This window comes from Enterobacter sp. CGMCC 5087, assembly GCF_003144775.1.
GTDB classification, from domain to species: Bacteria; Pseudomonadota; Gammaproteobacteria; order Enterobacterales; family Enterobacteriaceae; genus Enterobacter; species Enterobacter cloacae_M.
Window position 1 is genome coordinate 1 of record NZ_QFXN01000252.1, and the last position, 14,950, is coordinate 14,950.

Here is a 14,950-nt window from a genome sequence, read left to right on the forward strand (position 1 = left end):
CCGTTACAGAGTAGCAAGGAACATGAAGTGAACGGAATGACCTCCAGAGCCGTATGTTCCCCCTCACCCCAGCCCTCTCCCTCAAGGGAGAGGGGGCGTCTGTGCAGGCATTATTTTGTGGGGATACTTATTTCACCGCCTCCGGCAGCGTCACAATCCACAGCTCGCTGTCAGACTCCGGCTTCTTCAGCGGCTTCACGCTGAGCGTGGTTTCCACCGGTTTATCATCCAGCGTCAGCTTGCCTTCCGCGTTCACCCGATAATCCTTGAGCTTCTTGCCCTCGACCGGGTTTTGCATCGCCACCTTCACGCCAAAGTCGTTATCGTTCGCCACCGCAAGCGTTTTGCTGTCGATCAGCGCCAGCCCTTCGGCCTTCTCCTGCTGCCAGCCCAGCGCGCGGAGATCGACCACCTGCGTTTTTGCCGCAAGGGTAATGCCGCGCTGCGCCAGGGTTTTCTCATCATCAAACTCCGGGTACTCGCCCGGCTTGTCGAAGGCGGTCAGGTCGCTCGCCTTGCTGAGATCCACCTTGTAGATAAGGTTACGCATGCCGTCGTTTTTATCGCTTCCCTGCTCAATCAGCAGGATGTGCTGGTTATCGAGCGCCACGATGTCGCCGATTTTGGCGTCGCTGTTTTTGCTGTAGGCCGCGCTGTCGATAGGGTAACCGTACATCGCCGTTTTCCCGGTCGCCGGGTCGAAGCTCACCAGACGCGTAAACAGCGACTGCTTTTTGCTCTTACCGTCGATATCCAGCGTGCTTTGCACGGCGGCGATAATACGCCCGTCCGGCATCCGGGTCAGGCCTTCAAAGCCCCGGTTCGCCTGGCGCCATTTGATAATGTTTGGCAGGCCGCCCGCGATGGATTTCTCTCCTTCCGCCGCCTGCGGACCGTGGATCGCCAGGATCTTCCCTTTGCTGTCGACGTTAATCAGGAACGGGCCATATTCGTCGCACAGCCAGTAGCCCCCTTTCCCGTCCGGCGTGATGCCTTCCGTGTCCAGGCCGCGGTTGTCACCCTTCAGGGTCTTGAGGGTATCGCTGAACGCCACTTCATTGGTGGAGCCAATCACGCCGCTTTGCAGCGGCAGACCGTTGATCTCGCCTTTATCATCATGCAGCGGGCGGGCATCAACAGCCTCCGCTTTGCCGTTCTGAACGCGGATGGTCATCAGCAGCGGCGCGAAATCTGGCGTGACAAATATTTTGGCTTCGTTTTTACCCATTTTTGGCGCATCGGCGTTTGGACCGCGATCGGTCACGGTCGCAAAGGTCAGGGCGTCGCCCTGCTTGCCCGTAAACAGCAGGCCGGAGCCAATGCCCACGGGGAGTCCGTCCGGAAACGCGCTGGCAAACGCGCCGCTGTAGCTCACGTGGGAGCCTTCAGGGAAGCTGACGACATAGCGCTCAGCAGTGGGTTGCGCCGCCAGGCCAGAGAAAGAGAGCGCACAGCCGATTAGTACAGGAATAATTTTTCTTTTCATATTGTTAGCATCCAGTTAGTGAAGCCAACAACGTAAAGAATAAACGTGTCAGAAAAATGACATGGAAGGGAAACCGGCCTGCGCGATTGAACGTATATTCATCGCTCGAAATGTAAGGCTTTGTTGTTTTGTGTGACAGGCGAAACATTTTTGGAAATTATTAGAAACCCAATTAATTCATCTCAAATCACTATCCCCACCTCGTTCAGTTTATGTTTAGTCAAAAAACTAAACGGTCCCTAAACGCTAAAAACATCCCCTGTTGACACCCCGACAATCAAACATCATTGCAACAACTTCAATAAAAAAGTTAACAATATCAGTATAAAACCGCGATTTATATCACATTTGCAGTCATTAACATCGCTTGTTAAGGTGCGCCCAGATGAATTTAATGACGAGGCAAAAAACATGAAAAAACTGAATATCCTTCTTCTTTCTGCTCTGGCTGCCGTATCGGGTTCCGCACTGGCGATGGGCGGCACCGTTGAGCAGGGTAAAAACTTTACCAACCTCAATCTGGAAATGGGGAAATCCTCATCCGGTGTTTATCTCGAAAGCAACTGGCTCAAAAACACCGATGACGGTACCCAGACCGGGGGCGTGGGCGCAGGCTACAACCTGGGTCTTGGCCCGGTGATGCTGAATGCGGGCGCAAAAGCCATCTACCTCGGCCCGAAAAAAGGCGATAACGGCGTGGCGTTCCCGATTGGCGGCGGCGTAAACGTTGCCCTGACCGACAGCATCCACGTGTACGGTGAAGGCTATGTGGCGCCAGAAGGCCTGAACAATAGCGTGAAAAACTACGTTGAAGCTAACGGCGGCGTAAGCTGGACGCCAATTACGCCAGTGACCCTGAAAGTGGGCTACCGCCACGTGAGCGTGGATGGCAAAGACGGTCGTCCTGGCCACACGCTGATTGACGGCGCATATGTAGGCGGTGGAGTCACCTTCTGATGAAACACCGCATAACCGCGCTTTGCGTTCTGAGCCTCACGCTGATGCTCACCGGCTGCGTCCAGTACAAATGGGTGAAACCGGGCGTCAGCGATGCGGAAATGAATAAAAAGCTCACGGAATGCGAAGCGCAGGCGCTAATCGATCTGCCCCCGGATAACGTCGTGACCGGATCCAGCTCGGAAAAAACGGACAAAAAGAACAAGAAAAAGGATATTTCCACGAGCTACACGGTTGAAGACGCGAATGAATATCGCCGGGATACGTTAGTCGACAGCTGCATGTTCAAAAGCGGCTGGGACAAGATCGAAGTGCAATAATCCCTTAAAAAAACCTGCCGATTGGCAGGTTTTTTTATTATCTCTTACTTACGCACCACCACCAGCTTCTGGTTCACAAACTCTTTGATCCCCAGATCCGACAGCTCGCGTCCGTAGCCGGAGCGCTTCACGCCACCGAACGGCAGCTCCGGTGCGGTATCGGTGAGCCAGTTGATATACACCATCCCGGTCTCAATCCGCGACGCCATTTTCTTCGCGCGCTCGATATTCTGGCTGAATACCGCCCCGCCAAGGCCGTAGTGGGAGTCGTTCGCCAGCGCGACCGCCTCGTCGTCGTTTTTCACCACGTACATCTGCGCCACCGGGCCGAAGAACTCTTCGAAATACGCCGGGTTATCGCGGGAGATATTCGTCAGGATCGTCGGTTCGAAGAAACTCCCGTCGCGCTGCGCCGGTTTGCCGCCATAGTGCAGCGTCGCACCGTTTTTCACCGCCTCGTTAACCTGTTTGGTCAGCGTTTCGAGCGCATCTTTAGACGACAGCGGCCCCAGCGTGGTGCTTTCGTCCAGCGGATCGCCAATCTTCACCTGCTTAAACGCCTCGGTGAATTTGCTCAGGAAGGCATCCGCAATCTTTTCATGCAGGATAAAGCGCTTCGCCGCGGTGCAGACCTGCCCGGCGTTGTTGAGCCGCGCGTTAACGCCAATTTTCACGGCCTTCTCAAGGTCTGCGTCATCCAGCACCACGAACACGTCGTTACCGCCCAGCTCCAGCGTGGATTTCTTGATGTGCTTCGCCGCCTGCGCGGCCACCGCGCTGCCGGCCTTTTCGGAGCCGGTTAATGCAGCGCCCTGCACGCGATCGTCAGCAATGATATTCGCCACCTGCTCGGACGAAATAAACAGGTTGGTCCACGCCCCTTCCGGCGCGCCCGCCTCGCGCACCAGATGGGCAAAGGTCTCGGCGCAGTGCGGCACGATGCTGGCATGCTTGGCGATGACGGGGTTCCCCGCCGCCAGGTTTGGCGCCAGCACGCGCATCAGCTGGTAGTACGGGAAGTTCCACGGCTCAACGGCCATCAGCACGCCAATCGGGTGATGCTCCACCCAGGCTTCACCGAGCTCAGAGTCGTACTTCACCGGGGCCAGGAACTGCTTCGCGTTGTCGGCGTAGTAGCGCGCGATCTGCGCGCACAGCTTCACCTCGCCGCGGCTCTGTTCGATGAGCTTACCCATCTCCTGGCTGGCGATTTTAGCCAGATCCTCCACGCGCTCGTCGATCAGATCGGCAAGCTTATGCAGCACCGGCAGGCGCTGGCTGATGTCGCCTTTCGCCCAGTCCGAATGATAAAGCGCATCGGCCGCCTTCAGCGCCGCTTCGATATCCGCGTCGGTATGTGAGGGGTATTCTTTGATGAGCTGGTTAGTGGCAGGATTTACTGTCTGATAAGCCATGTCGAATCTCCTTGTTTTACCGCTTAGGGTATTAAGGGTAGTCAACATGACTGGCTATGGACGTAAAGTTGGGTATATCCGGAAGGTTCTTAATGAAGCGCTGCCAGAGGGGTCGCTGACGTGGTATAAAAAATCTTCAGAAGGAGCGCGCATGACCGATACCCGACATATCCGCCAGACTTTTCACCGCACCTCAGGCCTTGAGCTGCGCAGCACCTGGCAGAGTACGCAGGCGTACAAACGCCACAGTCACTCTCAGCTCTCCATCGGCGCGATTGTGGAGGGCCAGACCTGCTGCGTGTGTCATGACAGAGAGTACATCCTTAACCCCGGGGACCTCATCGTGATCCCGGCCTGTGCGCCGCACAGCTGTAACCCCGTCGCCGGGCAACCCCGCAGCTACCATATGCTCTACATCGATACAGGGCTTCCGCTGGCGCCACAGGTGATTCGTAGCCCAACCCTGTTTGCCCATTACCTGGACGTTGTCGAGACCCTGTCTCCGGCATCACTGGAGACGCTGCTTTCTGCCCTTCCCCGCGCAGCGTATAACGCTGACGCGCTTAGCGGAACCAGCCAGCAGATTCAGCAGGCGTTACTTTCCGATCTCACCAGCCCGCCCTCCCTCGACGAACTTGCTCAACGCTTCTCGTTGCGCAAGGAGACGCTGATTCGCACCTTCAGGCAGGACACCGGCCTGACGCCGGGCAACTATCTCAACATCTCCCGCGTGGAATACGCTAAAGCGCGGCTGCGCGCTGGGGATGATATTGCCGACGTTGGCTACCAGAGCGGCTTTGCCGACCAGAGCCATTTTCATAAGACCTTCGTCAGCTATACCGCCGCCACGCCGCGCCAGTACGCCACCGGCCGATCAATATCAGACAATAAATAGGTTCTGCAGCGCCGTACTCTGACCTCGGATTGTTAACTGAGGTCGCTATGGAACTGTTATTCCCTTCCGCTTTTCTCGCCCTGGCGCTGGCGCATTTTGTCGCCCTGCTAAGCCCGGGCCCGGATTTCTTCCTGCTGGTGGGCTACGCCGCGCGCTATCGGCTACGGGGTAGCGCCGGACTGTGCCTCGGCATCGCTGCGGGTAACGGGCTTTACATCCTGCTGATGATTATCGGCTGGAACGCGCTGCGCCAGTTTACGTGGCTGTTTACGCTGATCGAGCTTTGCGGGGCGCTGTACCTGCTGTGGATCGGATCGCATCTGATTCGCAGCCGCCACCAGGCGCTGGCGCTGAATGAAACCCACCAGCGCTTTCCCTCGCTGCACAAGCAGATCCTGCTGGGGCTCGGTTCGGCGCTGTTAAACCCGAAGAACGCGCTGTTCTATCTGGCGCTGATGACGGCGTTACTGGGGCCGGACGTCACGCTGCTTCAGCAGGCGACCTGCGGCGTCTGGATGGTGATGGTGGTGCTGGTGTGGGATCTGGCGCTGGTATCCCTGATGGGGCTATCGGCGGTGCAACACAAGCTCAGCCGTTCGCTGTGGTGGATTGAGCGTACGGCGGGGGCAGTGCTGATGGGGTTTGGTGGGTGGGTGCTGTGGCGGTTATGCGTTAGTGCTATATGACCCGGCTCCATCATCTGTATTGAAATACACATTCATGACACCCATGAATTATTGCAAATCATAACATTAAGGCATTGATTTAGATCGATTTTTTAGTCGATCAATATTTTTAGCCATGATAAAAAGAGGGTTTTAATTCATCATCAAAAATGCCTGAAAAATGGGCAAGGACGCTTTTATGAGTACCCTGAATTTCTCCCAAACGGCAGCCTTTATCTGGTCTGTTGCAGATCTCCTGCGCGGTGATTTTAAGCAATCTCAATATGGCCGCATTATTCTTCCGTTTACCCTGTTGCGCCGCCTGGAATGCGTCCTTGAAGAGACTAAAGAGGCCGTCGTTATTGAGGCTCAAAAGGTCCGTTCTTCGCTCCTGCCTGAAGAAGCGAAAGAAAAGTTAATCCTGCGCGCCACCAGCGGGCTGACGTTCTTTAACGCCTCGCCGCTGGATCTGAGCAAAATGGGTCAAAACGACATCAGGGCCAACCTGGAAAACTACATTCAGTATTTTTCCAGAGATGCGCGGGAAATTTTCGAGCACTTTAAATTCAGCGAATTCATCGGGTTGCTGGATGATGCCAACCTCCTCTATAAAGTGGTGCAGAAGTTTGCCACCACCGATCTCAGCCCGCAGGCCATCTCCAACCATGATATGGGGCTGGTCTTTGAAGAGCTGATCCGCCGTTTCGCCGAAAGCTCGAATGAAACTGCCGGTGAACACTTCACGCCGCGCGATATCGTGCGTCTCACTACCTCGCTGGTGTTTATGGAAGACGACGAGGCTCTCACCAAAGAGGGCGTCATTCGAACCCTTTACGATCCGACGGCGGGTACGGGCGGATTTCTCTCTGCCGGAATGGAGTACGTTCATGAACTCAACCCGAATGCGGTGATGCGCGCGTTCGGGCAAGAGCTGAACCCGGAGTCCTACGCTATCTGTAAGGCCGACATGCTGATAAAAGGTCAGGACGTCAGCCGCATCAAGCTGGGCAACACCCTTTCTAACGATCAGCTTCCCGCCGATCGCTTCGATTACATGCTGTCGAACCCGCCGTTTGGCGTGGACTGGAAGAAGATCGAAGCCGACGTTAATAACGAGCACCGTAAAGGATTTGACGGGCGTTTCGGGCCCGGCCTGCCGCGCGTATCCGACGGCTCGCTGCTGTTCCTGCTGCACCTGATCAGCAAAATGCGTGATGCCGATACCGGCGGGCGCATCGGGATCATTCTCAACGGTTCGCCACTGTTCACGGGCGGCGCGGGCAGCGGCGAAAGCGAGATCCGCCGCTACATCCTTGAAGCCGATCTGCTGGAAGGGATCGTCGCCCTGCCCACCGACATGTTCTACAACACCGGGATCGCCACCTACGTGTGGATCCTGTCGAACAAAAAGGCGGCGGAGCGTAAGGGCAAGATCCAGCTGATCGACGCCAGCAAGCTGTGCAGCAAAATGCGTAAGTCACTGGGCGCGAAGCGCAACATGATGAGCGAGGAGGATATTCGGCTCATCACCCGCACCTTTGGCGACTTCGAAGTGGTGGATCTTAAGGACGATGATGACAAGCGCGCCGTCGCCAGCAAGATATTCAACAGCACCGACTTTGGTTTTCGCCGCCTGACCATTGAGCGCCCGCTGCGTCTGACGGCTCAGGTCACGGATGAATCCATTGCCGCGCTGCGCTTTGCGCCAAAACCGTTTAACGCACCGATGGCATGCCTGTACGACGCGTTCGGTGCCTTCTGGCAGGACGAGAACTACGGCAACTTTGCCGAGTTCGAGGTGGAAGCACGCGCCGTTATCAAGGCTGAATTCCCTGAGCTTAAAGAGAAGCAGATTAAGGATCTGCTCGACGCAACGCTGTGGCGACAACAGCGCGCGCTGATGGTTAAAGCGCAAAAAATCCAGACGTCGCTCGACGGGAAAGCAGGTGGTCTCGCTCAGCCGAGCGATGATTTCAATCAGTTCCAGCTGACGCTCAAAGAGGCGTTCAAAACCGCCGTCGTTAAGCTGGATGCCAAAGAGCATAAGCAGTTTATCGAGGCCATTACCCGCAAAAACCCGGACGCGGAGCCGGTCGTCAAAAAGGTGCTCAGGGAAGATGCGCAGCCGCTGTACGGCGCGTTTGCGTACCGCGGACAGGTGGTGGAGTTTGAACAGGATGCCGACCTGCGCGACAACGAGAACGTGGCGCTCGATCCGTCTGTTTCGACCAGCGATTTGATTGAAGGCTACGTGAAGGCGGAGGTGCTGCCGCACGTGCCGGACGCCTGGATTAATGCCGATAAGCGCGACGCCCGCGACGGCGAGGTTGGGATCGTTGGGTATGAAATTCCGTTTAACCGGCATTTTTATGTGTATAAGCCCCTGCGACCGCTGGAAGAGATTGACGCGGAGCTGGATGCGCTGAGCGCGGAGATTATGAAGCTGCTGCAGGAGGTACACTCCTGATGGCTAAGTATAAGGCGTATCCGGAATATAAGGATTCCGGGATGGAGTGGTTAAACTCTACACCTGCTCATTGGTCGAAAGCACCAATCAAGTATCTCGCACTGGCTGCTAGTTCTGTTTTTCTTGATGGTGACTGGATTGAAAGCAAGGATCTCTCTGATGACGGTGTTCGCTATATTACTACTGGTAATATAGGCGAAGGTTTCTACAAAGAACAAAGTTCAGGATTTATAACCGAAAAAACTTTTAATAAACTTGATTGCACTGAGATATTAGAGGGGGATATATTAATATCTAGGTTAAATAAGCCAATTGGAAGAGCATGTTTAGTATCTGAACTCAATTTTAAAACTGTTACATCTGTTGATAATGTGATATTCCGAACAGATGAATCTTATAACAAAAAATATTTAGTATACCTTTTTTCAAGTAATTATTACTTCCAGCACACTGGTAACCTGGCTCGTGGCACCACTATGCAAAGAATTAGTCGAGGGCTTCTTGGTAATATTAGGATTCCTGTACCTCTATTATCAGAACAAGTAATTATTACTGCTTTCCTAGATCACGAAACCACAAAAATCGATAACCTGATGGAGAAGCAACAACAACTCATCGAACTACTAAAAGAAAAACGTCAGGCAGTGATTAGCCATGCGGTAACCAAAGGCCTAAACCCTGATGCACCGATGAAAGATTCTGGGGTTGATTGGTTAGGTAATATACCAGAACACTGGATGCTGAAAAGAGCAAAATTTATATTCCGTAAAATGCAAAGGCCGATATCAAAGCATGCTGGAATAATTACGGCATTTCGTGACGGACATGTCACACTTCGACAAAACAAAAGAACAGATGGGTTTACTTTCGCAATTAAAGAAATTGGGTATCAAGGGGTTTTAAAAGGGGATCTTGTGATACATGCTATGGATGGCTTTGCTGGTGCAATTGGGGTTAGTGATTCTAATGGAAAGTGCTCTCCTGTTTGCTCTGTTTGTATCCCTCATAAAAAGACACAAGTTTATACTAGCTATTATGGCTATCTCGTACGTCAATTAGCGGTTACTAATTTTATCCAATCGTTGTCTAAAGGAATCAGGGAGCGCTCAACAGAATTTCGTTTTAATGAATTTTCAGAATTACCTCTTCCTATTCCTAATTATGAAGAACAAATATTCATCTTCAAATATATAAAGAGACAGGAAGAAAAGATAGACGTACTGTTACAAAAACAACTCCAACAAATCGATCTCCTAAAAGAACGCCGCACCGCCCTGATCGCCGCCGCCGTCACCGGCAAAATAGATCTCCGCGACTGGACGCCTCCCGCCAGCAGCACCGAAGCATCCCTCGCCGCTGAGGAGGCCACCGCATGATCGCCGACGTCACCAAAGAAGCCAATCTACAGGCCGATATCATAAACCAGATGTGCCAGAACGGCTGGGTTCCCGGCACGGGCAGCAAGTACGATCGCGAACGGGCACTCTATCCGCAGGATGCGCTGACGTTTGTCCAGACCACCCAGCCGCAGGAGTGGGAAAAATTCACCCGCATCTATCCCAACGACACCGAGCGTCATTTTCTCGATGCGCTGGTCGCGCAGCTTAAAAAAGCCGATGCCAACGCCACCGATCTCCAGTCCCGAACCTACGGAACCCTGGGGGTGCTGCGCCACGGCATCAAAAGCCATAACGCGCGCTTCAACCTGTGTCAGTTCAAGCCGGATCACAACCTCAACCTGGACACCCTTGCGCGCTATCGGCAAAACATCTGCCGTATCGTCCCGGAACTGGTTTATAGCCCCCACGCGAGCGGCACCGACACAGAGGCGAAAGCCAAACGCTGGCGCATCGATCTGGTGCTGTTTATCAACGGCCTTCCCGTTGCCACTCTCGAACTGAAATCCGAATTCAAGCAGACGGTCAACAGCGCCATCAACCAGTACAAAAAAACGCGCCTGCCAAAAGATCCGGAGACCAACAAACCTGAGCCGCTGCTGACCTTCAAGCGCGGCGCGCTGGTGCATTTCGCGGTCAGCCAGTACGAGGTCTACATGACTACCCGACTTGCCGGTGACGACACGTTCTTTCTGCCGTTCAACAAAGGCACTAAAGAGGGTGGCGCGGGTAACGATATCCCGGAGGATCACCATGAATACGCCACCAGCTATCTGTGGAACGAGGTATTGCTCCCTGACAATCTGCTGAAGATCCTCGCCTGTTTTGTGCATCTGCAAATCGAGGAAAAAGAGGACTGGGACGGTAAAAAGGTCAAAAAAGAGAGCCTGATCTTCCCGCGCTATCACCAGTGGGACGTCGTGAACAAGCTCATTGCCGCAGCAGATGAGGAAGGCACCGGCAACAAATACCTCATCCAGCACAGCGCCGGATCCGGAAAATCGAACTCCATCGCCTGGACGGCACATCAGCTCTCCTGCCTGCATAACGAAAAGGGTGAAAAACGCTTCCACTCGGTGATTGTTGTGACTGACCGCACCGTGCTGGACGATCAGCTCCAGGACACCATCTATCAGTTTGAACATGCGGACGGCGTGGTCGGGCGAATCAACAACCGCGAGGGGGAAGGCTCGAAATCGGAGAAGCTCGCCAGCGCGCTGGAGCATTCGCAGCCCATCATCATCGTCACCATTCAGACTTTCCCTTTCGTACTTAAAGCAATCGAAAACAGCACCTGTCTCAAAGAGCGAACCTACGCGATCATCGCAGATGAAGCTCACTCCTCTCAGAGCGGCTCCACGGCGCGCCAGCTGAAAGAGGTGCTGATGAGCGAAGGAGCCGACGACGATGTGGTCCTCACCTCTGAAGATATCCTCGACGCCACCCTTGCCGCCCGCAGCGGGAGCAGCAATCTTAACTTCTACGCCTTCACCGCGACGCCGAAGGCGAAAACCCTGGAGCTTTTTGGCCGTAGACCCAACCCGCACGAGCCCGCATCCAGAACCAACAAACCTGCGGCGTTCCACGTTTACTCCATGCGTCAGGCCATTGAGGAGGGCTTTATCCTCGACGTGCTGAAAAACTACACCAATTACAAAGTGGCCTATAAGCTGCTGCAAAAAATGGGTGATAAAGACCGGGAAGTGGACAGCAAACGGGCGAAGATCAGGCTCAACCAGTGGGTGACGTTGCACGACCACAATGTCTCGCAAAAGGTAAAAGTCATCGTTGAGCATTACCGCCAGCACGTAATGCATCTGCTCGGCGGACAGGCAAAAGCGATGGTGGTCACCAGCTCTCGCAAAGCTGCCGTGCGCTATAAGCTGGCGTTTGATAAATACATTGCCGACATGGGCTACGGGAAGATCACTGCGATGGTGGCGTTCTCAGGCGAAGTTGAGTTTCAGGAAAATGACATGAACAGCCTTGCGCTATTGCACCAGAAATTTACTGAAATCAATATGAACCCGGCGCTCAAAGGCCGCGATATGCGAAAGGCGTTTGATACCGATGACTATCAGGTGATGCTGGTGGCTAATAAGTTCCAGACCGGCTTTGACCAGCCTAAGCTATGCGCCATGTACGTGGATAAAGCGCTCGGCGGCGTGGAGTGCGTGCAGACGCTGTCGCGGCTGAACCGAACCTATCCAAGTAAAAAGGAATCCGGCACCTTTGTACTCGATTTTTATAACGAACCTGACGACATTCTGGCTGCCTTTCAGCCCTACTATCAAACGGCTGAATTGACCGATGTCAGCGATCCAGGTCTGGTGTTCGATCTGTACGAGAAACTTCGCGCGACGGGGATATTTTTATGGCACGAAGTCGAACAGCTATGCGAGGCTTTTTACAGTAAGAAGAAATCGAATGCGACGCTCAGCAATATTTGCCTGCCCGCAGTAAACCGCTGGGCAATGCGGTATGCCTCCGCGAAAGAGGCGTATATCAGCGCTAAACAAATCTATGAATTAACAAAAAAGGATTCCCCTAACCCCATCTTGCTCGCAAACGCGGAAAACAGTTTTAAAGCCTGCAAGAAGGAAAAAGATCGCCTGGAGATCTTCAAAAAAGATCTCGGTAGCTTTGTACGCTTTTATGAATTTATGTCCCAGATCGTCTCCTACGATGACAAGTCGCTGGAGAAATTAAGCCTTTATTGTCGACACCTTCGCCCTTTACTGCGTGAAGAATCAACAGATGAAGATGACGTCGATCTTTCCAATGTTGAAATGAGCCACTATCGGCTTTCAAAGATCCATGAGCAGCATATTAAGCTTCAGGAGGATGCGGCAGAATATAAGCTCAACCCGGTTAATGACGTCGGCACCGCAAAAGCAAAAGATAAGAAAGAGGAGTTTATGTCGCAGGTGCTGGCGCAGCTCAACGAGCTGTTTATCACCGAAAACCTGACCGACAAAGATATGCTCAACTATGCCTTCGTGGTTTACGATAAGCTTGCAGAAAACAAACTTGTCATGACCCAACTCGACAACAATACCCGTGAGCAGGCCATGCTGGGCGACTTCACGAAAGCTATTGATGACGCCGTGATAGACAGTAACGAAGCGCACAAGGAGATGATGATGCAGTACTTATCGTCTCCTGACGTTGCCAGAGGTTTTGCTCATCTGATGTATGACATCGCAAAAATGCGCAGGGAATTAACTCATGAGTGATATTCAGCTCTTTCGCTATAGTGCAAGCGGCGTAACGCCTCGCATATGGGAGACAGGAACAAGGAACGTCGAATGAGCTATTCACACTTAGCGCGGTAGGATGAGAGCTAAATAGTTTATTAAAAGGTCTTTCAGGTGAAAATATGCAAGAATCAAAGCAGCCAATTGGCTGCTTTGACATGCTATATAGGCAGCTTAACTAGTCTTATGCCTCAAATTCTTCATATGCAATTTCCGACATATCTTCCTGAGATATCCTTTTCCCCATCGCCTGTTCAATTAGTGCAAGTAGCTGTTGCTTTCTATTCTCAAAGAATGCCTCGAAGTCGTCTGTACGCAGTAATTGCGGAGAAATAAAGTGACTTTCCAGAATCGCATCCATATCCCCATCACTCAATCCAACTTGCTGGTGATTCTGGATCTGACTCAAATAGTCAGCTGGTGATTTACCTCCAATCATTCGATTGGCTTTGTATGAGATCGAGGTCTTATTAATTATTGAATTATAAACAGCAGGGCGAATACCTTTACTTTCACACCATACTTTCGGGAAAATGTGGTGTATATCAAGCGAAATTTCCTCGTAGTCTAGTTTCTGAATAGTGGATTTCCAGAAGAAATCTTTTGCACCATTACGAAGAATCAAAACACTTAGCGCTTTATAGGCTGCACTCAAACGCGAACGCAAGGTCAGCAGTCGGCCCGGCTGGAACGAGGCCTCATAAATTGTACGAGGTTCGTCACCTTCACCTTCAATCCAGTCGAGTAATTCTTCCACATCATTGGCAATACGCGTTTCAACTGCTCCCCCATAGAGTTCACCAAGGACGCCACACCAGAACCAACGCGCCAGTTTGTCGTAGATTTTTGGTTCTAACCAGTTTCCCTGAAGCTGTGAAAGGACGGCGGCCAAAGGCACTAATTGTGTACGATACGGCAACTCAGAGCCCTGCATAAAGCATTCGTGATGCAAAAACTTTGCAGCCAGCAGAAAACCTTTTTCAACATCGTCTGCCCAACGGTGATAGTCATCCAGCGACAATGAGAGAACCGAAACACGCTTTGCACTCACGGCAGTTACCGCTTTACCCGTTTTACCCTCAGCAATATCAGCACGTCGTTTCGTTAACGTATTGAGGATGCTAATGGCCTGGAGAAAATCAGTCGGTTCCACTCCATTAAGAATAGAGACTTTATCAAGCGAAGCGCGACGGCCAGCTTTCTGACGCAAGGTACTACCATACCAGTCATCTCGTAAGTTAAAACTATCGGCAGCAAAACTCGCAGTGACCAGTTCGAACACGGATAATGGAACGCCTCCGGTATTAACCTTCTCAAATACAAGGCATACCGCTTCTTTACTGGTCGCTTTACTCAGAGCGATGACCGGCAGTTGGTAACTACGAAATGCGGATAAAATTTTATCTCTAAATTCCATAAAGAGGCCAAAATGCTCTTTTGCATATTTAAAAAGATTTTTTTCCCATTCATTAGAATTAATAATTTGGCTACATGGGAAAAATAATGCCTTGCATTCTTTTTCTGCGGTGGAGAAATCCATTTCGATCTCTTCACCGGAGTTATTTATGAAAGTCTTAACATCTCTTCCAAAGTTAATAGTTACACGCTTCGATTTTTCCACCGCAATAAATGCTTCATCAAGACGATCGTCCATCGCGGCTTCAATATCGATATAATAAAAACGCTCAATAGATTTACCTTTTTCATTAAACGTTTTTACCGGCGCATCAAGCATGAGCACCTGGGTAAGAGAAGTTAGACGCTGCTGGCCATCCAGAATGAGTCGTTCTGGCTCCGGCATTAAACCAGCAATGTTCTCAACGGGGCGTACCTGAAAACGGACTTCACCCCCGGTCTCCAGTAGCATCACCGCACCGACTGGAAAAGACCGTGCAATACTGACCAGTAAGGAACGAACATGCTCATCATCCCATACCCATCCCCGCTGAAAATCAGGTAATTGTACCTTTCCTTCAATGATCTGTTTCAGCATGTCAGGCAAAGGGGTTTTAGTCGTATCAAAAGAACTCATCCTTGTACTCCCACGTAGTATTATTTTTTATACATCATTAGAATTTATTGCTGTAAATC

General features: G+C 52.0%; 10 protein-coding genes. 7 read left to right on the top strand and 3 right to left on the bottom strand.

Translation table 11 applies throughout. The features are described from left to right. Nucleotides 1-127: 127 nt before the first annotated feature. Nucleotides 128-1,486 (bottom strand): esterase-like activity of phytase family protein, encoded by a 1,359-nt coding sequence (locus DEO48_RS22565; RefSeq protein WP_146198319.1) that lies wholly within the window; start codon nt 1,484-1,486, stop codon nt 128-130. A 411-nt stretch (nt 1,487-1,897) separates the two neighbouring features. Here DEO48_RS22565 and DEO48_RS22570 point away from each other — a divergent pair, with 411 nt between their 5' ends. Together DEO48_RS22570 and DEO48_RS22575 are read left to right on the top strand one after the other, a co-directional pair. After that, nucleotides 1,898-2,443, top strand: a complete 546-nt coding sequence (locus DEO48_RS22570) for a YfaZ family outer membrane protein (RefSeq protein ID WP_023310269.1) — start codon at nt 1,898-1,900, stop codon at nt 2,441-2,443. Next, nucleotides 2,443-2,763 (top strand): hypothetical protein, encoded by a 321-nt coding sequence (locus DEO48_RS22575; RefSeq protein ID WP_028015390.1) that lies wholly within the window; start codon nt 2,443-2,445, stop codon nt 2,761-2,763. Before DEO48_RS22570 ends, DEO48_RS22575 begins: the two co-directional genes overlap by 1 nt. Before the next feature lie 44 nt (nt 2,764-2,807). On the opposite strand, the gene DEO48_RS22580 is transcribed toward DEO48_RS22575, so the two are convergent. Next, nucleotides 2,808-4,178, bottom strand: a complete 1,371-nt coding sequence (locus DEO48_RS22580; RefSeq protein WP_109846346.1) for an NAD-dependent succinate-semialdehyde dehydrogenase — start codon at nt 4,176-4,178, stop codon at nt 2,808-2,810. Nucleotides 4,179-4,329: 151 nt separating this feature from the next. Here DEO48_RS22580 and DEO48_RS22585 point away from each other — a divergent pair, with 151 nt between their 5' ends. The 5 genes from DEO48_RS22585 to DEO48_RS22605 all read left to right on the top strand — a co-directional run bounded on the left by DEO48_RS22585 (nt 4,330) and on the right by DEO48_RS22605 (nt 12,838). After that, nucleotides 4,330-5,073, top strand: a complete 744-nt coding sequence (locus DEO48_RS22585; protein ID WP_109846347.1) for an AraC family transcriptional regulator — start codon at nt 4,330-4,332, stop codon at nt 5,071-5,073. Between the two features lie 47 nt (nt 5,074-5,120). Next, entirely contained in the window at nt 5,121-5,759 is a 639-nt protein-coding gene (locus DEO48_RS22590; RefSeq protein WP_109846348.1) for a LysE family translocator, read from the top strand. A gap of 178 nt (nt 5,760-5,937) precedes the next feature. Next, nucleotides 5,938-8,205, top strand: a complete 2,268-nt coding sequence (locus DEO48_RS22595; RefSeq protein ID WP_109846349.1) for a class I SAM-dependent DNA methyltransferase — start codon at nt 5,938-5,940, stop codon at nt 8,203-8,205. Continuing rightward, entirely contained in the window at nt 8,205-9,581 is a 1,377-nt protein-coding gene (locus DEO48_RS22600) for a restriction endonuclease subunit S (protein ID WP_181367044.1), read from the top strand. The genes DEO48_RS22595 and DEO48_RS22600 overlap by 1 nt, the downstream gene beginning before the upstream one ends. Further along, nucleotides 9,578-12,838 carry a type I restriction endonuclease subunit R gene (locus tag DEO48_RS22605; RefSeq protein WP_109846350.1) on the top strand — a complete coding sequence of 1,087 codons (3,261 nt, stop codon included), beginning with the start codon at nt 9,578-9,580 and terminating at the stop codon, nt 12,836-12,838. The genes DEO48_RS22600 and DEO48_RS22605 overlap by 4 nt, the downstream gene beginning before the upstream one ends. Before the next feature lie 205 nt (nt 12,839-13,043). Here the strand turns inward: DEO48_RS22605 and DEO48_RS22610 are convergent, their stop codons facing one another. Then, nucleotides 13,044-14,891, bottom strand: coding sequence for a DUF262 domain-containing protein (locus DEO48_RS22610; RefSeq protein ID WP_109846351.1), 1,848 nt, complete (start codon nt 14,889-14,891; stop codon nt 13,044-13,046). Nucleotides 14,892-14,950 lie beyond the last annotated feature (59 nt).